At 72.6% G+C, this 20,210-nt stretch carries 15 protein-coding genes; 9 read left to right on the forward strand and 6 right to left on the reverse strand.

What is annotated here, in order from left to right; translation table 11 throughout:
* Nucleotides 1-4: 4 nt before the first annotated feature.
* The gene (locus tag C1N91_RS12370) at nt 5-1,039 is read left to right on the forward strand and encodes an ABC transporter substrate-binding protein (RefSeq protein WP_137767950.1); all 1,035 of its coding nucleotides are present in this window, start codon (nt 5-7) and stop codon (nt 1,037-1,039) included.
* A gap of 75 nt (nt 1,040-1,114) precedes the next feature.
* Here C1N91_RS12370 and C1N91_RS12375 read toward each other — a convergent pair whose 3' ends face one another.
* The 3 genes from C1N91_RS12375 to C1N91_RS12385 form a co-directional block, all read right to left on the reverse strand.
* Nucleotides 1,115-3,175, reverse strand: coding sequence for a transglycosylase domain-containing protein (locus tag C1N91_RS12375; protein WP_254678246.1), 2,061 nt, complete (start codon nt 3,173-3,175; stop codon nt 1,115-1,117).
* Nucleotides 3,176-3,388: 213 nt separating this feature from the next.
* Nucleotides 3,389-4,351 (reverse strand): class A beta-lactamase, encoded by a 963-nt coding sequence (gene bla / locus C1N91_RS12380; RefSeq protein ID WP_137767951.1) that lies wholly within the window; start codon nt 4,349-4,351, stop codon nt 3,389-3,391.
* A gap of 182 nt (nt 4,352-4,533) precedes the next feature.
* A complete protein-coding gene (locus C1N91_RS12385; RefSeq protein ID WP_137767952.1) occupies nt 4,534-6,015 on the reverse strand; it encodes a mannitol dehydrogenase family protein in 1,482 nt (493 codons plus the stop codon).
* Between the two features lie 185 nt (nt 6,016-6,200).
* Here C1N91_RS12385 and C1N91_RS12390 point away from each other — a divergent pair, with 185 nt between their 5' ends.
* The 5 genes from C1N91_RS12390 to C1N91_RS12410 all read left to right on the forward strand — a co-directional run bounded on the left by C1N91_RS12390 (nt 6,201) and on the right by C1N91_RS12410 (nt 11,756).
* Nucleotides 6,201-6,836: a TetR/AcrR family transcriptional regulator gene (locus tag C1N91_RS12390; protein ID WP_175416011.1), complete on the forward strand. Its 636-nt coding sequence runs from the start codon at nt 6,201-6,203 to the stop codon at nt 6,834-6,836.
* A 72-nt stretch (nt 6,837-6,908) separates the two neighbouring features.
* Nucleotides 6,909-9,605: an MMPL family transporter gene (locus C1N91_RS12395; protein ID WP_137767954.1), complete on the forward strand. Its 2,697-nt coding sequence runs from the start codon at nt 6,909-6,911 to the stop codon at nt 9,603-9,605.
* Nucleotides 9,606-9,899: 294 nt separating this feature from the next.
* Nucleotides 9,900-10,346 (forward strand): MarR family winged helix-turn-helix transcriptional regulator, encoded by a 447-nt coding sequence (locus tag C1N91_RS12400; protein WP_137767955.1) that lies wholly within the window; start codon nt 9,900-9,902, stop codon nt 10,344-10,346.
* 49 nt (nt 10,347-10,395) lie between these two features.
* Nucleotides 10,396-10,608, forward strand: a complete 213-nt coding sequence (locus C1N91_RS12405; protein WP_137767956.1) for a Trm112 family protein — start codon at nt 10,396-10,398, stop codon at nt 10,606-10,608.
* Nucleotides 10,609-10,661: 53 nt separating this feature from the next.
* Entirely contained in the window at nt 10,662-11,756 is a 1,095-nt protein-coding gene (locus C1N91_RS12410; RefSeq protein ID WP_137767957.1) for an alkene reductase, read from the forward strand.
* 75 nt (nt 11,757-11,831) lie between these two features.
* Here C1N91_RS12410 and C1N91_RS12415 read toward each other — a convergent pair whose 3' ends face one another.
* Together C1N91_RS12415 and pucL are read right to left on the reverse strand one after the other, a co-directional pair.
* Nucleotides 11,832-12,419 carry a nucleotidyltransferase family protein gene (locus C1N91_RS12415; protein WP_137767958.1) on the reverse strand — a complete coding sequence of 196 codons (588 nt, stop codon included), beginning with the start codon at nt 12,417-12,419 and terminating at the stop codon, nt 11,832-11,834.
* A gap of 14 nt (nt 12,420-12,433) precedes the next feature.
* Nucleotides 12,434-13,393, reverse strand: a complete 960-nt coding sequence (pucL, locus tag C1N91_RS12420) for a factor-independent urate hydroxylase (RefSeq protein WP_137767959.1) — start codon at nt 13,391-13,393, stop codon at nt 12,434-12,436.
* A gap of 283 nt (nt 13,394-13,676) precedes the next feature.
* On the opposite strand from pucL, the gene C1N91_RS12425 reads away from it, so the two are divergent.
* Genes C1N91_RS12425 through C1N91_RS12435 form a run of 3 tightly spaced genes read left to right on the forward strand, consistent with a single transcriptional unit; the run spans nt 13,677 to nt 18,345 of the window.
* Complete coding sequence (locus C1N91_RS12425) at nt 13,677-14,510, forward strand: FAD binding domain-containing protein (RefSeq protein WP_137767960.1); 834 nt, start codon at nt 13,677-13,679, stop codon at nt 14,508-14,510.
* On the forward strand, nt 14,507-17,353 hold the full coding sequence (locus C1N91_RS12430) for a molybdopterin-dependent oxidoreductase (protein ID WP_137767961.1): 2,847 nt from the start codon (nt 14,507-14,509) through the stop codon (nt 17,351-17,353). The genes C1N91_RS12425 and C1N91_RS12430 overlap by 4 nt, the downstream gene beginning before the upstream one ends.
* Entirely contained in the window at nt 17,353-18,345 is a 993-nt protein-coding gene (locus C1N91_RS12435; RefSeq protein WP_137767962.1) for an XdhC family protein, read from the forward strand. The genes C1N91_RS12430 and C1N91_RS12435 overlap by 1 nt, the downstream gene beginning before the upstream one ends.
* A gap of 559 nt (nt 18,346-18,904) precedes the next feature.
* Here C1N91_RS12435 and C1N91_RS12440 read toward each other — a convergent pair.
* A complete protein-coding gene (locus tag C1N91_RS12440; protein WP_137767963.1) occupies nt 18,905-20,203 on the reverse strand; it encodes an amidohydrolase family protein in 1,299 nt (432 codons plus the stop codon).
* Between the last annotated feature and the right edge of the window lie 7 nt (nt 20,204-20,210).

Here is a 20,210-nt window from a genome sequence, read left to right on the forward strand (position 1 = left end):
TAACGTGAAGATCCCCCGCCGCGGCTCCCTGCGCGCCGCCCTCGTGACCTCCGTGGCCGTCCCGGCCCTCCTGCTCGCCGGTTGCTCCGGAGCGAACGGCTCCGACGACACCGCCCGATCCGGGGACACCGCCGGCAACGCCTCGACCGCCTCCGGCCCCTGGTCGTACAAGGACGCCACCGGCGCGACCGTGCGGACCGACAGCACCCCGAAGCGCGTCGTCGTCCTGAACGACATCGCCATCTCGTTCATCGAGTACGGTCTGCGTCCGGTCGGCACCTTCGGGCAGCTCACCATGGCGAAGGACGCCCGCTTCGACGACCTCGACAAGGACGGCATCACCCAGCTCGGCCAGGCGTACGGGGACATCGACCTCGAGCAGCTCGCGGCGCTGAAGCCGGACCTCGTCGTCACGTCGGTGTACCCGACGGACGAGAAGGGCACCCTCGACGAGACCCAGCCCGGCTACGGCTTCAAGGACAAGGAGCAGCAGAAGCAGGTCGAGGCCATCGCTCCGGTCGTCCAGGTCGAGTGGGGCGGCAAGGGCGAGGACGTGATCGGGAAGATCGCCGACCTGGCCGAGTCGCTGGGGGCACCCGAGTCGAAGATCGAGGCAGCCGAGGACCGCTTCGACGAGGCCGAGGACACCCTCGAGCAGGCCGCGAAGTCGAGCGACGTCTCGGTCGTCTCGATGTACGCGGACGGTGACGGCGCCTACGTGACCCGCCCGTCCGACGAGCCGACCCTGCAGATGTACTCGTCGTTCGGTGTCGACTTCGTGGACCCTGCGCCGAAGGGCTTCTACTGGGGCATCTACTCGTGGGAGAACGCCGGACAGATCAAGGGTGACGTGATCCTGCTCTCGCAGCAGGGCTACCAGGTCGCGGACCTCGAGAAGCAGCCGACGTTCGCCGACGACGCGGCGCTCAAGGCGGGCCAGGTGCACAGCTGGACCTTCCCCGCGCTCGACTACGCGTCGCAGGCGGACTACATGACGAAGCTCGCGGGCTGGCTCGAGGACAGCAAGAAGGTCTCGTAGTCGCGACCCGGGGACGGACTGGAGGCACGGTGCCGGCTGGCACCGTGCCTCCAGTCCGTCCCGGGTCAGGTCGGATCAGCCGACGGGCAGCGCCGCGTTCACCGCCGTCTGCGCCTGCCGCCACACGTCCGCCCGCGATCCGGCGTAGGTCCCGCCCTGGCCGCTCCCGACGTACCGCAGGTTCGTCTTCCCGCCGTCGGTGTTGCCCTGCCAGTACGCCGTCACCGCACGGGAGGTCCCGCCGACGAGCCAGATCTGGTCCGCCGCGTCCGTGGTCCCGGTCTTGCCGAACAGCGTCGCCCCGTCGCGCGTCTGCCCGCCGGACGCCGTGCCGCCGCGGAACGCGCCCTGCATCACCGCGAAGGCCTGCGCCGCGACCGCGGGCGACACCGCCTGCGTGCAGGACCGCGGCTGCCCACCGAGCGCCGTACCGTCCGGGCCCGTGACCTGGTCGACGACGACGGGTGAGCAGTACACGCCGCCGTTCGCGATCCCGGCGTACGCGGCCGCCATCGTCAGCGGCGCGATGCTCGTCGTCCCGAGGATCGCCGCCGGGTTCGCGGGGAGCTCGCCGCCGGTCGCCGGGTGCACACCCAGTCGTGCGGCGGTGTCTCGGATGTCGCAGAGGTCGAGGCGCGAAGCCATGTCCGCGTACGCCGCGTTCACCGATTGCGCCGTCGCCGCGCGGACGGAGTACGGCCCGGTCTGCCCCGGCGAGTCGTTCTTCGGGTCGTACGGGGTGTCCAACGTGATCCGCTGCCCGCACTGCGTCCACGTGCTCCGGGCCTTCCGCGTCCCGTCCACGACGATGTCGGGGCTCCTGCCGGACTCGAGCCACTGCAGCAGCGTGAACATCTTGTAGGTCGATCCGACCTGGAAGCCCTTCGAGCCGCCGTTCGACTCGTCGGTGGCGTAGTTGAGCGAGGTCGCCGTCGCCGGGGCGTCCGCGGAGCGGTCGAAGTCCTTGTTCTGCGCCATGGTCAGCACGCGGCCGGTCCCCGCTTCGACGGTGTCCAGCGTGGCGCCGAGGGCCAGGCGGCTCTCGGTCGCGGGGTCGTGCCGGGCGAGCAGGTCCTTCTGCTGCGTGTTGAGGTCGAGGTCGAGCGTGGTCTGCACGCGGTACCCGCCCGTGCGCCAGGCGGCGGCGCGTGCGGTGGGGTCGGCACCGAGCTGCGGCAGGCTCTGCGCCACCTGCTCGGCGTAGGCGCAGAAGAACTCCGCGCCACGCACCGCCGACTCGCACCCCTGCTGCGGAGCCGTGAGGCGGACGTAGTCGCCAGGGCGCGACGCGAGCGCCGTGGCGAGGTCCGCGTCGCTCAGGTGCCCCTGGTCGTGCATCGAGCGGAGGATGACGTCCCGCCGGGCCTGGTTGTCGGCGTGGTGCTCGGGTGTCGACAGGTCGCGGCGCTCCGGCCACTGCACGATGGCGATGAGCGACGCGGCCTCGGCCGGGGTCAGGTCGGCGGCGTCCTTGCCGTAGTACCGCTGCGCGGCCGCCTGCACGCCGTAGGTCTGGTCGCCGAAGTAGGCGATGTTCAGGTAGGCGGCGAGGATCTCGTCCTTCGAGTACTCCTTCGCGAGTCCGATCGCCAGCTTCACCTCGGCGAGCTTCCGCTGCGGCGTCTTCGCGATCGCGTCGCGGTAGGCGGCGTCGCGCTCCTCGGCGGTGGGGAGCTCGCTCGCCTGCTGGATCTTGATGTTCCGCACGAGCTGCATCGTGATGGTCGACCCACCGGACCCACCGTGTCCGCCGGACGCGACGACGCTCGCGACCGACCGCACCAAGCTGGTCGGGTCGACGCCACCGGTCTCGCGGAAGCGCTTGTCCTCGCCGTCGATCGCGGCGTGCTCGAGGGTGTCGCTGATCTGGTCGAGCGACAGCTCCTGCCGGTTCTGGTCCCACACGTCGACCAGGTGCACGGGCTGTCCGCCCTGGTACGCCCAGATCTCGTTGCGCTCGGGCAGGTCACCGATCTCGATGTACTCCGGCATCGAGTCGAACAGGTCGATCGCCGAGGTCGTCCCCACCCCGGCAACCGCGAGCACCGGCGTCACGCCGACCCCGACCAGCAGCCCCGCCAGCACGCTGCCGCCGACGAAGCCCAGGGCCGCCCCGGTCGCACGTCGCATCGTCATGTCTCCCCCTCGTGGTCCCGCCGCCGTCGTCCGGAGGCGTCGCGTGACCCTCCCAGCGCTGGTCGGGCGTCCACCCGGCGTTCCCCGGGGAGAACCGGCACGAGGGCTGGGAAAGGACCGAGTCGGTACGGATCGTTACCGGAGGGGCACCCGCCGTCACCGTCCCGTGACCCCGCCGTGACCGGGTCGTGACCGCAGGGTCGCGCGGACGCCTCAGCGCGATGCGGCGTCGATCGACTGCACCGCCACCCGCGTCGCCGCGGCCACCAGCGCGTCCGAGGACTCGTCGTCCGCACCGGCACCGTCCCGCGTGGTGAACACGACGAGCACGATCGGGTCCCGCCCCGGAGGCTCCACCACGGCGATGTCGTTCCGCACCCCGTACGACGCCGTCCCGGTCTTGTCCGCCACCGACCAACCGTCCGGCACGCCGGCGCGGATCGTGCCGTCGCCGGTGGTGGTGCCCGCCATCGCGGACCGCAGCAGCGCCCGGTCGTCGGGGTCGAGGGCGTCGCCGAGCAGGACCGCACGCAGGTCGGTGGCCGACTGCGCCGGGGTCGTCGTGTCCCGCGGGTCGCCGGGGACCGCCGTGTTCAGGTCGGGTTCGACGCGGTCCACCCGGGTCACGTCGTCCCCGATCCCGCGCAGGAACCGGGACACCCCGCCGACACCGCCGAGCCGCTCCACGAGCAGGTTCGCGGCGGTGTTGTCGCTCTGCCGGAGGGCCGCGTCCACCAGCGCGCGGACCGTCATGCCCTCGTCGACGTGCAGGCTCGTCACCGGGGCGTAGGAGAGCAGGTCGCTCCGGTCGTAGTGCACGACGTCGTCCAGGTCGTCGGCGCTCGACGCATCGAGGACCGCCGCCGCGATGAACGCCTTGTTCGTCGACGCGAACGCGAACCGCTCGTCGGCGCGGTAGCCGAGGCTGCTGCCGTCCGCCGTGTTGATCGCGACGACGCCGACCCGCGCGCCGTACTGCTCCTCGAGCGCGGCGAACGCCCGGGAGGTGGCAGCGTCCGCCGTCCGCTGCGGCGTCGCTGTCGACGTCGGGACTGTGGTCGTGCTCGCCGTCGTGCCCCCGCCCGCGGCGGGGCCGGCACCGCTGCCGCTGCACCCCGTGAGCGTCAGCGCGGCGACCGCCGCGATCGTGGCCAGGGTCGTCCTCGTCGTCCGCACGCGGACGAGCATGCCGGGTCCGCCCGCGACCCACCTGGACGACGCGGACCCGAACGAACGGACGGGAGGCGCGGGTCGGCGCCGCCACGCGCCTCCAGTCCGTCACGTCCGGACGCGCGGTGCGGCGTACCGTCGCCACGCGCCTCCCGTCCGCTGGTCGGTCCGTCGGGACCGGTGGTCCGTCAGGACCGCGACAGGCGGGTGACCGTTGCGTGCGCACCCTCGTCGAGCAGCCCGTCGAGCGCGTCGCGGTACGCCGCGACGAACCGCTCGTCGTCGACCAGCTCGCCGAACACCTGCCGGTCCCGCAGGAAGGCGAGCCGGTCCTCGCGCTGCTGCTGTGCGACGGCGGTCAGCCGCTCGGCGAGGCGATCGACGACCTGGATCGGCTGCCCGTCCTCGTCGGTGCCCTCGGCGTACCGCGCCCACGAGGCGACGATGCCGGCCGACAGGGTGACCGGCCCGCCCGACGCCAGGTTCGCGCGGACGACCGGCAGCAGCCACTTCGGGATGCGGTCGCTCGACTCGGCGCACAGCCGGGCGAGGGTGTCGCGGACCTCGGGGTTCCGGAACCGCTCGATCAGGGTGCTCTTGTAGTCCTCGAGGTCGATGCCCGGTACGGCGTGGAGCGTGGGGGTCGCCTCCTCGTCCATGTAGCGGCGGAGGAAGGTCGCGATCGCCTCGTCCTGCGTGGCCTCGTGCGCGTACCGGTACCCGGACAGGTACCCGAAGTAGCAGAGCCCCTGGTGGCTGGCGTTGAGCAGTCGGAGCTTCATGAGCTCGTACGGTTCGACGTCCTCGACGAGCTGGACGTCGGCGTCCTCGTACCGGGGACGGCCTGCGGGGTGGTCGTCCTCGAGCACCCACTGGAAGAAGGGCTCGGCGACGACCGGCCAGGCGTCCTCGATGCCGAGCTCGTCACGGACCCACGCCCGGTCCTCGTCGGTCGTGACCGGCGTGATCCGGTCGACCATCGAGTTCGGGAAGGACACCTGCTCGTCCATCCAGTCCGCGAACGCCGGGTCCTGCAGTCGCGCGTAGCTCGTGAACATCTGCCGGGCGACGTGCCCGTTGCCCTGGATGTTGTCGCACGACATCACCGTGAACGGCTCGAGACCGCGGTCACGACGACGGCGGAGTGCCTCGACCACCAGGCCGAACACCGTCCGCGGCGGAGCGTCCCCGCGGAGGTCCGCCGCGACGCCGGGCTCGTCCGTGACGAACTCCCCCGTGACGTGGTCGAAGTTGTAGCCGCCCTCGGTGATGGTGAGGCTGACGATCCTCGTGTCCGGGTGCGCCATCTTCTCGACGACGGCGTCCGGATCATCGACGGCGAGCAGGTACTCGACGATGCTGCCGACGACGCGGGACTCACGCGTGCCGTCCGGGTGCTTGAGCACGAGCGTGTACAGGCCGCCCTGCTCGTCCATCGCTGCGGCCATCCGGCGGTCCTGCTCGAGGACACCGACGCCGCAGATGCCGTACTCGCGCCCCTCGCCCCGTTGCAGGAGTCGGTCGAGCACCATCGCCTGGTGGGCGCGGTGGAAGCCGCCGACGCCGAAGTGCACGATGCCGGTGGTGATGCCGTCGCGGTCGTAGGTGGGGACCGCAACGCCGCTCGCGGCGATCTGGTCGAGGGTCTCCGGGCTCAGGCGGACGGGCATGGGTACTCCTTCGTACGGCGGTCGCGAGCATCCAGTCTGTCAGCCCGGACGGGTGTGCGGAACCGGTGTGCAGAACCGGTGTTCCGGGTCGGCACCCAGCGTCGCCTCCGTGAGCGGGGGACGAACCTGAGGGGTCACTCCGAGAAGCTGCACCGAGTGCATCGATGCACCTAGTGTTGTCAGACGTGACCACCACCGACCGTCGTGCCGCCCTCAAGGCGAAGCACCGCGCCGCGATCCTGCAGGCGGCGCGCGACCTCGTCGACGAGCGCGGCGGACGCGGGTTCAGCGTCGACGACCTGGCGTCCCGGGCCGACATCGCGCGGCGCACGGTCTTCAACCACTTCGCCTCGCTCGACGAGGTCCTGCTCGCGGTGTGCGAGCAGGAGCTGTCGGTGATCATCGACCGGTTCCTCGCCGACATGGCCCGGACGCCGGTCGGCGACGGGAGCAGGGCGTCGATGTTCGAGGAGCTCGAGTCCGCCGCGCGCGGCGCCGACCTCGCCCCGGCGATCTCCGGCATGTACCGGATCATCGGCGAGCCGGGGAAGGAGGACCCGAAGGCGGCGGTCCTCACCCAGACCGCGTTCTCGCGGGTCACCGACCGACTCCGTGACGAGGTCGCCCGGCGGCACCCGGGCGCCGACCCGCTCGACACCGCGCTGCTCGTCGACTCGCTCATGAGCGGCATCGTCGTCATCGCCGACCACTGGCTCACCCACGACGGTCCCGACCTCACCCCGGTGTCACTGACCGCCTGGGACACCCTGCTGAGCAGACTCGTGCACAGCGTCCGCTCCGGCTACATGCCGGCCTCCTGACCACTCCCCCCGGGGTCCACCGGCGCACCCCGCACCACCACAGCACCTGACACGAAAGGACGGGGCAACCGCATGGCCGGTCTCCTCTACCGTCTCGGACGGTTCTCCGCACGACGCCACTGGCTGGTGATCATCGCGTGGATCGTCATCATGGGCATCGCGGGGCTCACCTACAGCCTGTTCGCGGGCACGATCTCCTCGTCGATCACGATCCCGAACACCAAGACGAGCCAGGTGCAGGACGAGCTGGCGGACAAGTTCCCGTCGGCGAACGGCGGCAACGGCACGCTCGTGTTCGAGACGACCGACGGGAAGGCGTTCACGGCGGCGCAGAAAGCCGACGTCAAGGACTTCCTCGACGGCATCGCCGACCTCGACGGGGTGAAGGAGGTCCGCGACGGCTTCACCACGCAGGACCAGCTCGACGAACAGCGGCAGAAGATCGTCGACGGTCGCCAGCAGATCCAGGACGGTCAGGCGCAGATCGACCAGCAGAAGGCGCAGCTGGAGTCCGGCAAGCAGCAGATCGAGCAGGCGCAGACGCAGCTCGACCAGCAGAAGGCCCAGGCCGAGGCGCAGGCGCAGGCCGCCGGAGCCGCCGCTGCGAACAGTGCGGCCGCGCAGGCCGGTCAGCAGCAGCTCGAGCAGGCACAGGCGCAGATCGACGCACAGCAGCAGCAGCTCACCTCGGGTCAGGAGCAGCTCGAGCAGGCCCAGCAGAAGCTGGACGACCAGGAGCAGCAGCTCGAGCAGGGGTCCGACCTGCTCGACCTGTCGAAGGACATCCGCTTCGTGTCGTCGAACGGCGAGGCCTCGATCGGCACCGTGCAGTTCACGAAGTCCACGTTCGAGGTGCCGCAGGAGACCAAGCAGGAGATCTCCGACCGCGCCGAGAGCGCGAAGATCGACGGCGTCGACGTGTACGTCTCGAACGACATCGCCCAGGGCGTCCCCTCGATCCTCGGCCCGGGCGAGATCGTCGGCGTCATCATCGCCGCGCTCGTGCTCTTCCTGATGCTCCGCACCGTCATCGGCGCCGCGATCCCGCTGCTGTCCGCCGTGCTCGGCGTCGGCGTGGCATCGCTCGCCGCCCTGTCGTTCTCGAGCCTGGTCGAGTTCATCTCGGTCACGCCGGTGCTGGGGGTGATGCTCGGCCTGGCGGTCGGCATCGACTACTCGCTCTTCATCCTCAACCGCCACCGGACCCAGCTCAAGGCCGGCATGGGCGTCCACGAGTCCATCGGTCTCGCGAACGGCACCTCGGGCAACGCCGTGGTCTTCGCGGGCACGACCGTGATCGTGGCCCTGCTCGCGCTCAACATCACCGGCATCCCGTTCCTCGGCCTGATGGGCACCGTCGGCGCGGTCGCCGTCCTGTTCGCGATCCTCATCGCAACGTCGTTCACCCCGGCGCTGCTGTCCCTGCTCGGCATGCGCATCCTGCGGAAGAAGGAGCGGCAGCAGATCGGCCGTACCGGCTCCGTGCAGGTCCCGAACAAGCCGATGTCGACCTGGCGCGCAGTCGTCACGCTCGTCGCCGGGGTCGCGGTGCTCGGCACGATCGCCCTGCCCGCCACCCAGATGCGCCTCGGCCTCCCGACCGGCGCGTCCGAGGCGACCGACTCCTCGCAGTACAAGGCGTACAAGGCGCTCGAGGACGAGTTCGGCGCCGGCCAGAACGGCCCGCTGCTCGTCGTGGCCGACCTGCCGAAGGCGATCGCCAAGGACGACGTCACGGCGACCGAGGTCACCATCGGCCAGGCGCTCGCGAGGAACGACGACGTCGAGGCCGTGCTGCCGATCGGCGCCTCGTCCGACCGTGACATCATCGCCTTCCAGGTCAAGCCCGCGGGCGGCCCGGACAGCGTCTCGACCGAGACCCTGGTCAAGGACCTGCGCGAGCAGACCGTGAAGACCGACGACGGCACGGTGACGCTCGGCGTCGCCGGCAACGCGAGCGCGAACATCGACGTGTCGGAGAAGCTCGCGAACGTGCTGCCGCTCTACCTCGTCGTGGTCGTCGGCCTGTCGCTGATCATCCTCATCGTGGTGTTCCGGTCGTTCCTCGTGCCGATCACCGCGACGGCCGGGTTCATCCTGTCCGTGCTCGCGTCGTTCGGCGGTCTGACCGCGATCTACCAGTTCGGCTGGCTCGGCTCCGTGTTCGGCGTGCACGACCCCGCACCGATCCTGAGCTTCCTGCCCATCATCGAGATCGGCATCCTGTTCGGGCTCGCGATGGACTACCAGCTCTTCCTGGTGTCGGGCATGCGCGAGGCCTACGCCCACGGCGCCCCGGCGAAGGTCGCGGTCCAGCGCGGTCTGCACGCCGGACGCGCGGTGGTCACGGCTGCGGCGATCATCATGATCTCGGTGTTCGCGGGCTTCATCTTCTCGGAGTCCTCGACCATCAAGCCGATCGGCTTCGGGCTCGCATTCGGTGTCCTCGTCGACGCCTTCGTCGTCCGGATGCTGCTCATCCCGGCGGTCATGCACCTGCTCGGGAAGAGCGCGTGGTGGATCCCGAAGTGGCTCGACCGGATCCTGCCGGACGTCGATGTCGAGGGCGCCAAGCTCGAGCGCTCGCACCCGGGCGACGACCGCGGCCACCGCGGCGCGCACGACGTCGCCGGTGCGGCGGCCGGGGAGCACCGCGGGTCGCACGCCGTCGCCGGTACGGCGGCCGGGGAGCACCGCGGATCGCACGCCGCGGACGTCGAGCCCGACGCGAACCCGCACGAGGGACACACGCCGACGCACCGCGCGTAGGCGCCAGCCCCGCAGCACCACCTGGAGGCCCGGTGCCGGTCCACGAGACCGGCACCGGGCCTCCCGTCCGTGTCCCGCGCGATCGGGCGGAGGCGGTGGGAACGGGCGTACCTGGTGGGAGCGGGCGTACCTGGTGGAAGCGGGCGTACCTGGTGGGAGCGGGCGTACCTGGTCGTCCCGAACGACCAGGTACGCCCGGTCCCGCTTTCCATCACAGGCGTCATGGGAAAGAACGGGCACGATGCGGCGCCCCGGGACCTCCCGTCCGTTCGTGCACGAAGGTACCGTTGCAGCATGACCGCGACCGACGTCGACCCCCTCGCCCTCGACCGGCAGCTCTGCTTCGCCCTGGCCGCGACGAGCCGCAGCGTCATCGGGCTGTACCGCGACCTGCTCGACCCGATGGGCCTGACGCACCCGCAGTACCTCGTCATGCTCGCCCTGTGGGAGCACGACCCGCGCTCGGTGCGCGAGATCGCCGCGGAGCTCCGGCTCGACTCCGCCACGCTGAGCCCGCTGCTCAAGCGACTCGAGGCCTCCGGCTACGTCCGACGCCAGCGCAGCACCGCCGACGAGCGGCAGCTCGAGGTGTCGCTCACGACCGCCGGGCGAGCGCTCCGCGACCGAGCCCGCGCGGTCCCCGTCGCCGTGGCCGATCGACTCGGTTGGCCGCTCGAACGACTCGAGCGGCTGAAGGACGACCTCACCGACCTGCTCGGTCGCGTCGACGCCCTCGACTGATCGGACGCTTCGTGGCAGAATGGTTCGTGCACGAACGAAAGGACGGACCATGGGTCGCTTCGGCAGCTGGTACGACCGCTGGAACCGCGCGCTCATCGAGAAGATGGGCCCGTCGCAGATCGGCGCCGGGCACGCCGAGGGCGTCGACGACCGCTCGGTGGACCGACCCTGCCCGATCTGCCGGCAGCCGCTCTCGCAGCACCGTGTGATCCGACCCGAGGGCCAGGTCCGTTCCAGCACCCTGGTGTGCCCCGGTCGCTGAACATCTGCCGCGGAGTCGGAATTGCCGACCACAACACGTGGTTCAACGGAGGCGTGAAGCTCTTCGAAGCCGCCGACCTCGGCGCACTCCACCTCCGCAACCGCATCGTCATGGCACCCCTCACCCGGACGCGCGCCGGTGAGCAGGGCATCCCGAACGACCTCCTCGTCGAGCACTACGCGCAGCGCGCCGGCCTCGGCATGATCATCACCGAGGGCACCTGGCCCGTGCAGGAGGGCCGCTCCTACCCCGGGCAGCCCGGCATCGAGACCGACGAGCAGATCGCCGGCTGGCGTCGCGTGACCGACGCCGTGCACGAGCGCGGCGGCACGATCGTCATGCAGCTCATGCACGGCGGTCGGGTCTCGCACACCGACATCTCGCAGACCCCGCGCATCGTCGGCCCCTCGGCGATCGCCGCGCCGGGCCAGACGCACCTGGCCGACGGCTCGAAGGCCGACATGCCCGTGCCGCACGAGCTCACCACCGACGAGGTCCGCGAGGCCGTCCAGGGCTTCGTCCAGGCCGCCCGCAACGCGATCGCCGCCGGGCTCGACGGGGTCGAGGTGCACGGTGCCAACGGGTACCTGGTGCACGAGTTCCTGTCCCCGGTGTCGAACACCCGCACCGACGAGTACGGCGGCTCCCCGGAGAACCGCGCACGCTTCGCCGTCGAGGTCACCACGGCGATCGCCGAGGCGATCGGCGCCGACCGCGTGGGCATCCGTCTCTCGCCGCAGCACAACATCCAGGGTGTGCTCGAGGAGGACGACGCCGACGTCCGTGCGACCTACACCGCCGTCGCCGAGGGGCTCGCGCCGCTCGGGCTCGCGTTCGTGGACGTCCTGCACGCCGAGCCGGGCAGCGAGCTCGTCCAGCACGTCCGCCGCACGGCGGGTGCCCCGTTCATCGCGAACTCGGGCTTCTCGTCGATGACGACCCGCGACGAGGCGATCACGCTGCTCGACGGCGGTCTCGCCGACGCCGTCGCCGTGGGCCGTGCCGCCATCGCGAACCCGGACCTCGCCGACCGCTGGGAGCAGGACGCGCCGCTCAACGAGCCGCGCCCGGAGCTCTTCTACGGCGCGAGCGCCGAGGGCTACACCGACTACCCGACGCTCGACCAGGTCCGCGAGCCCGTCGCGTAGTCGACGCACCACCCGCGGACTGGAGGCGCGGTGCCAGCCGGCACCGCGCCTCCCGTCCGTCCCGGGGTCGTCGAGTCAGCGAGGCGCCTCGTCGGACGCGCGGTCGCGGTCGGCGCCGTCCCACAGGTCGGCGCAGTCGACCCCGACGACGCCGGCACGCCGGAGCCAGGCACCGGCGACCCGGTCCGTCGGGTCGGACTCGACCGCTTCCACGAGTGCGGAGCGGTGAGCGGGCCCGACGAGCACCGGGTGGCCCGGACGCTCTCCGAAGACCGCGCGTCGCAGCACGTCCGGGTCGTCAGCGCTCCCCAGGATCCGCCGGACCACCGCGACCGGCAGCGTCGGCAGGTCGACGAGCGAGACGCACGCCACGGTGTCCCCGTCGAGCGCCCGGAGGCCGGCCGCGAGCGAGCCTCCGGGTCCGGCGGCCCAGTGCGGAGCGACGACGCTCCGCACCTCCGCCTGGTCCGGCACGAACTCCTGGGCCGTCCGGGCGGCCGCGCCGAGGACCACCACGACCTCGCGACACCCGCCGTCGAGCAGCGCCCGGGTGCCCAGCTCGACCCACGGGGTCCCGCCGGGATCGCGCACCAGCGCCTTCGGCACGCCCATCCGCCGCCCGGCGCCCGCGGCCAGCAGGACGCCGGTCACCGGGAGCGGCACGAGTGGACCCGCGATCAGACGAACGCCGGCACCGACGCCCACGCCGCCGGGGCCTCGGCGACGCCGTCGCGGACGACCGTCCCGGAGATCAGGCCGTAGGGACGGTCCGCGGCGAAGAAGACCTCGCCCGGGTTCTCGAGGCCGAACGGGGACAGGTCGACCAGGAAGTGGTGCTTGTTCGGCATCGAGAAGCGGACCTCGGCGATCTCGGGGAAGGCCTCGATCGCCGTGCGGCCCATCGCGAACAGGGTCTGCTGCAGGGCGAGCGAGTGCAGCTCCGCGAAGGTCGCGAGCATCCGGTCGAGCACCCCGGTGTAGACGGCGTCGTAGTCGATCCCGGCGGCGACCGACTCGGGCGTGTAGCGCCAGCGCGCGGTGACCGAGGTCGCCAGGATCCGGTCGTCGGTCTCGGCGAGGGTCGTGTAGCCGTCGCGGGGGAAGCCGTGGAACTCGCTGCCCGTCGACTTCAGGACGGTCAGGTCGGTCACGCCGCTGAGCACGTGCACGTCGTCGCCGTCGACCTGCACCACGGCGGTGCGGGTGCCCCGACCGGAGCGGACGAAGGAGTGGTCGTGCTCCCGGCCGTCGACCGCGATCCGCTCCCACGCGTGCTGCTCGGCGGAGAGCGTCGACCCGTCGTACCAGTCGAACGCGGTCGCGAAGTGCCGACCGAGGCGGAGCAGGAACTCCTCGGGCGACCCGACGCCGTGCTCCTTCGCGAAGGCGTACACGGTGTTCTTCTGCGTGTCCGTCGCGACGACCTTGGCGTTGTCGCCCTCGGTGTAGGACTCGGCGAGCGCCGCCCCCCGCAGCTGGGTCGTGATCGTCAGGTCCTCGATCTCGTGGCGGTCGGTGTCGCGGGTGACCCGCACGAGCCGGACCTCGGCCTTGCCGTACTGGTTCGCACCGAGACGGACCGAGGTGGTGACGGGGGCGGTGGTGTCCTGCACGGTGGGGGCTGCGGTGGTGTCCATGCGGCGACGATGACACCCGCGTGTTTCGGCGGTGCGTCGAACAGGTCACGAGCTGCGTCCGCGGCGGCGGTCCGGTCGTGACGCGGGCGTCGCTCCCCCGTAACGACGCTGAAACACCGGTTCCCTAGCGTTGCGGCCACGAACCGATCCGACCGAGGAGGCACCGTGGCGCACAGCACCGCACCCCGGACGTCCTCGGCGTGGAACCGCGGGATGATCGCGCACGGCCGACGACCGGTCCACGCCGTCGTCCCCCGTCCCGCCACCCCGATCGGACCCCTGCATGGACCTCGTCACCGTCCGCACCCTGCGGACACCGTCGCACCGCGACGACCTCGCACTCGCACCCGGTGAGCAGCCGCTCGCCGGAGGCACCTGGCTCTACTCCGAGGAGCAACCGGGAACCACCGGCCTCGTCGACCTGACGGGTCTGGGCTGGCCGGACGTCGAGCGGACCCCGGAGGGCCTGCGGCTCGCGGCGACCTGCACGATCGCGGCGCTGCTGCGGCTCGACCCCGAGCCGGAGTGGCGTGCCTGGCCACTCGTCGAGCAGTGCGCGAACGCCCTGCTCGCGTCGTTCAAGGTGTGGAACGCCGCGACGGTCGGCGGCAACGTCGCGACCGCGCTGCCGGCGGGCGCGATCACGGCGCTGCTGGTGACCCTCGACGCGACCGCGATCGTCTGGACGCCCGACGGCGGGGAGCGCCGCCTGCCCGTCGCCGACCTCGTCACCGGGGTGCGCACCACGGCCCTCGCTGCCGGCGAGGTGATCCGGGCGTTCGACCTGCCCGCGTCGGCGCTCGCGAGCACCACCGGGTTCCGCCGGGTGTCGCTCAGCCCGCACGGTCGGACCGGGACGCTCGTCACCGCGCGGTGGGACGCCGACGGCTTCGTGCTCGTCGTCACCGGCGGGACCCCACGACCGCTCGTGCTGCGGTGGGACGCGGTGCCGACGGCCGCCGAGGTTGACACGGTGCTCGCCGCCCACGACGACTGGTACGACGACCCGCACGGCTCCCCTGCCTGGCGCCGCGCGGTGTCCCGACGCTCCGCCGCCGAACTGGTCGCCGGCACCGGTGCGTCCGGGTCCGCTGCTGCAGACGGGGTCACGCGATGAGGACCACGGTCGACGGCACGCCCCTCGAGACGGACCCGCAACCGGGACAGGTCCTCCGCACGCTGCTCCGCGAGCACGGCGTCACCAGCGTCAAGAAGGGCTGCGACGCCGGGGACTGCGGCGCGTGCTCGGTCCTGCTCGACGGCACGCCCGTGCACTCCTGCATCACGCCGGCACATCGCGCCGCCGGTCGCACGGTGACCACCGCCGCGGGACTCGGCACCCCCGAGGACCCGCACCCGGTGCAGCGCGCCTTCGCCGAGGCCCCCGGCTTCCAGTGCGGGTTCTGCACCGCCGGGTACGTCGTCACCGCCTCCGCCCTCGACGACGACCAGCTCGCCGACCGGCACCGAGCGCTCAAGGGCAACATCTGCCGATGCACGGGGTACCGGGCGATCGAGGACGCCCTGGACGGGGTGCGCAACACCGCGTGCGCGAGCGCCGGCGAGGCCGTCGGCACGTCGGTCGCGGCTCCCGCGGCGATGCGCATCGTCACCGGGAGCGAGGAGTACACGCTCGACGTCCGCCGGACCGAGGCGCTGCTGCACCTCGCGGTCCTCGGCAGCCCGCACCCTCACGCCCGCATCGTGTCGATCGACACGAGCGCGGCCGAGGCGCTGCCCGGCGTGCACCTCGTGCTCACCCACCACGACGACCCCGGAGTGCTGTTCTCGACCGGCCGTCACGACTCCCGGCTCGACGACCCCGACGACACCCGGGTCCTCGACCGTGTGCTGCGCTTCCGCGGCCAGCGCGTCGCGGCCGTCGTCGCCGACAGTGTCCGGACCGCCGAGCAGGCCTGCGCGCTGCTGCGGGTCGAGTACGAGGTCCTGCCGAGCGTCCACGACGTCGACGCCGCGCGCGCGCCCGGCGCTCCCCTGCTCCACGGCGACAAGACGACCGAGGAGCACCGGATCGCCGAGCCCGGCCGGAACGTGGTCGCGGCACTGCACGGCGAGACCGGGGACGTCGAGGCCGCGCTGGCTGCCGCCGCGGCCACGGTCGACGGCACCTGGAGCACCGGTCGGGTGTCCCACGCGGCGCTCGAGACGCACGCCACCCGCGGTTCACTGGACCGGGACGGGAGGCTCGTGCTCCGGACCGCCACGCAGGTCCCGTTCCTGGTCCGCGACGAGATCGCGCACGTCTTCGGTCTCGACCCCTCGCGTGTGCGCGTGGTCGCCAAGCGCGTCGGTGGCGGGTTCGGCGGGAAGCAGGAGATGCTCACCGAGGACCTCGTCACCCTCGCGGTGCTGCGCACCGGACGGAGCGTGCAGTACGAGTTCAGCCGGCGGGACGAGTTCACGATCGCCCCGACCCGGCACCCGATGCGCGTGCGGGTCCGGCTCGGCGCCGACGCGTCCGGGCGCCTGACCGCGATGCACGTCGACCAGGTGATGGAGACGGGCGCGTACGGCAATCACGGCGTCGGCGTCATGTTCCACTCGGTCAGCGAGTCGGTCGCCGTGTACCGCTGCCCGTCGAAGCGCGTCGACGCCGAGTCCGTCTACACGAACAACCTGCCGTCGGGGGCGTTCCGCGGGTACGGCCTCGGCCAGGTCGTGTTCGCCATCGAGTCCGCGATGGACGAGCTCGCACGCCGACTCGACCTCGACCCGTTCGAACTCCGTCGCCGGAACGTCGTCGTGCCGGGCGACCCCCTCGTCGTGACCGACCCCGACGAGCAGGACGACCTGCGCTGGGAGGGCAGCTACGGCCTCGACCAGTGCCTCGACCTGGTGGAGGACGCCCTCCGCGCCCCGCTGCCCGAGGTCCCGGCGGGGGACGGTCCGCCGCTCGACCTGCCGACGGCGGGCCGCACGAGCGATCGGGCCGACGGCTCGGGCGACCGGGCACTCGCCACCGGTGACTGGGCAATCGGCACCGGCATCGCGCTGGCCGCCATCGCGACGATGCCGCCGCGGGGGCACCACGCGCACGCGACAGTCGAGGCAACCCCCGACGGGCGCTACCGCATCGGCGTCGGCACGGCGGAGTTCGGCAACGGCACGACGACCGTGCACACTCAGCTCGTCGCGACCGCGCTCGGGACGACACCGGACCGGGTCGACGTGCACCAGTCCGACACCGACGCCGCGCAGTACGACACCGGGGCGTTCGGCTCCGCCGGCGTGGTCGTCGCGGGCAAGGCGCTGTTCGCCGCGGCCGAGGACCTCCGGGAACAGATGACGGCGCGTGCGCTCACGATCGTGGCGCACCGGACACCTCGGAGCGCCGTCGGTCCGCTCGGCCCCGCGGTCCAGGTCCTGCCGGACGGCGTCCGCATCGGCGACGAAGTCGTCGGGCACGCCGAGCTGCTCGCCGAGGGTCCGCTCGTCGCGCACGGCAGCCACGACGGCACCCCGCGATCCCTCGCGTTCACGGTGCACGGTGCCCGGGTCGCGGTGCACCGGCCCACGGGCGAGGTCCGGGTGCTCCACAGCGTGCAGGCCGTCGACGCCGGCACCGTGCTGAACCCCGAGCAGCTGCGCGGACAGGTCGAGGGCGGCGCCGCGCAGGCGATGGGCTCGACCCTGTACGAGGAGGTCGTGCTCGACGACACCGGCCGCGTGACCACCGACGCGTTCCGGTCGTACCGGGTGCCGAAGATCTCCGACGTGCCCCGCACTGAGGTCCGCTTCGCCGTCACGCACGACCCCCTCGGGCCGCTCGGGGCGAAGTCGATGAGCGAGGCGCCGTACAACCCCGTCGCACCAGCCGTCGCGAACGCCGTGCGGGACGCGATCGGCGTCCGGCCGTACCGGCTGCCGATGACCCGCGACCGCGTGTGGGCGCTGCTGCAGGACCCGGCCGTGGACAGCACCCGCGCCGGGGGTGCGTGATGTTCGAACTGGCACCGCGCCTCCTGGCCGTCCTCGACACGGGTGCACCGGTCGTCGTCGCGACGGCGGTCTCCATGACGGGCAGCGCACCGACCGGGGTCGGGACGTCGATGGCCGTGCTGCCGGGCGGACAGGTCGTCGGCACCATCTCGGGCGGCTGCGTCGAGGGGTCGCTGTTCCTCATCGCCGAGCAGGTGCTCGAGACCGGCGAACCGGTGCTCGAGCGGTTCGGCTTCGACGACGACCCGGACGATCTCGACGCCGTGTGGGCGCCGGCGCTCCGGTGCGGCGGTCGCGTCGAGGTGCTCGTCCACCGGGTGACGACGGACGACCTCCTGCTCGTGGGTGCACTCCGTGACGCCGCGGCCGGTCTGCCGACCTCGCTCGCCCTCTCGCTCGAGCCGGAGTCGCTCGCTGCCGTCGTCACTGCTCCGGACGGGTGCGGCGACCGGGTCTTCGTCGAGCGCAGCGACCACCGCCCGCGCTGCGTCGTCGTCGGTGCCGTCGAGACCGCCGTCGCGGTGACGAACGCCGCCGCGGTGCTCGGCTACGCGGTGACCGTGGTCGACCCGCGCCCGGTGTTCCTGACCGACGAGCGCTTCCCGGCCGCGGACGAGCGGATCGTGGGGTGGCCGACGCGCGTGCTCGAGGGGATGCACGTGGACGGGACGACGGCCGTCGTGGTGCTCTCGCACGACGACCGGTTCGACGCCGAGGTCGTCGACCAGGCGCTCCGCCGCCGGGCCGGGTACGTCGGCGCGATGGGCTCCCGATCGACCCACGAGCGGCGACTCGCGGAACTGCACGCGATGGGGACCCCGGACCTCGACCGGCTCCGGTCCCCGATCGGTCTCGACATCGGTGCCCGGACCCCGGCCGAGATGGCACTCGCGATCATGGCCGAGGTCGTCGCCGTTCGGACGGGCTCCTCGGGCGGCGCCCTCGCCGACGGCTCCGGCCCGATCCACCGGCGCGCGGCCCGCACGCCCTGACGGCGGCGCGGCCCGGCGTCCGCGGCGGCGCCGGCGTCGGGCGTCGGGCGTCGGCGTCGCGTGCCCGGCGTCGAACCACGTTCCCGACGTCGAACCAAGTGCCGCGCGTGGTTCCATGTCGGTTCCGTGGTTCGACGCGGCCCTGATGCTCGATCGGCGCGCGCTCGTCGAGGCGCGGCGAGACCGGGCCGGCGGAGCGCGGTGTCGCGGCGCCTTGAACGGTATGACGATTCAAGCGCGCGGGGTGCCTCCCCAGCGCCGGGGACTTTCGTCCGGGTGCCACATGACGTCGGCCCAGCGACTGGCACTCAGCGCCGTGCGACGACACGGCGGCGTCATCACGAAACGGTCCGACGCGTCCGAGACACCGCCGGATCTGCCGTCGTCTCGACCGCACCGCGGCGTCTCGACGTCACGACGGCGTCTCGACATCACGCCGGCGTCTCGAACACCGGCGTCTCGACGTCACGACAGCGTCTCGACATCACGCCGGCGTCTCGAACAGACACTGCGTCTCGGCGGCTCACCGGCGACGCGAGGCCGGCGAGGGAGCGCGCGCTCAGACGGCTGCGGGCGTCCGTGCGAGCCGCTCGGCCAGCCGGGCAGCGATCTCGCGCTCGTCGCCCGTGACGAGCCGGAAGTCCCGGACCACCACGCGCCCGCCGACCACGACGTGCCGCGGTCGCCGCCCCGGGGATGCCCAGAGGAGTCCTGCGACCGGGTCAGCGACGCCGGCGTCGGCGACGCCCGAGACGTCCCACACGCACAGGTCGCCCGCGGTGCCTGCGCCGAGGTGCCCGAGCTCCGGCCGGCCGAGACCCGCTGCCGACCCCTCCGTCATCATCCCGAGCACCTGGCGCGCGGGCAGCTGCGGCCCCACGAGCGCGGACACCTGCATCGCCAGCCGCCCGTCCGCCAGCAGGTGCCCGGCGTCGTTGCTGCCCCCGCCGCTCGTGCCGAGGCCGACCGGGACCCCGGCTGCCGCGAGCCGGGCGACCGGGGCGATCCCCCACCCCATCGGCACGTCGCAGCCCGGGGCGTGCGTCGCCGTCACCCCGGCGGACGCCACCCGTGCGATCTCGTCGTCGGTGACGTCGCAGAGGTGCGCGATCGTGACGTCGGGTGCGAGCCAACCCCACTCCTCGAGCAGGTCGAGGGGCCGTCGGCCGTACCGCTCGAGCGCGATGGCGGTGTCGACCTGCTCGTTCGCCTGGGTGCGACGACGGAGACCGTGCCGCGCCGCGACCTCGCCGAGCGCCCGGAACGTGGCCTCGCCGTCGGAGTGCACCCCGGCCGGTCCCACGGCGAGCTGGAGTCCACCGTCCGGGTCGACTCCCCCCTCCGCTCGCTCGTGCAGCAGTCCGGTCGCGATCGCCTCTGCCGAGGCCGCAGCACGCTCCGGCTCGTCCCGCGCCGACCCGCGCACGAAGACCAGCCGTCCGCCGAGTCCCCGGACGGCGTCGACGGTCGCCGCGGCGAGCGCCACCGTGTCGTCGGCGGTCGCGTCCACGGGCCAGTTCAGGTGGTGGTCGGCCACGGTCGTGACGCCGGACAGGAGGCCCTCCGCGGCTCCGGCAGCCGCCGCCAGTCCGTACAGCTCGGGGTCGTGCCCGGCCCGGCCGTACGCCGCGGCCATCGTCGGCAGCCACTCGGCCATCGGGACGCCGCGGGTGCCGGGGAGGGTGCGGAAGGCGGTCTGCAGCAGGTGGTGGTGCGCGTTGACGAGGCCGGGCGTGACGACGCAGCCGGACGCGTCGAGCGTCGTGGCGAGGTCGCTGCCGTCGTCGAGGACGACGTCGCCCTCCCGTTCGGTGCGGGGGTCGACGAGGACGCGGCGGGCACCGGTGACGGTCAGCATGCGAGGG

The organism is Curtobacterium sp. SGAir0471, from assembly GCF_005490985.1.
Taxonomy (GTDB): Bacteria; Actinomycetota; Actinomycetes; order Actinomycetales; family Microbacteriaceae; genus Curtobacterium.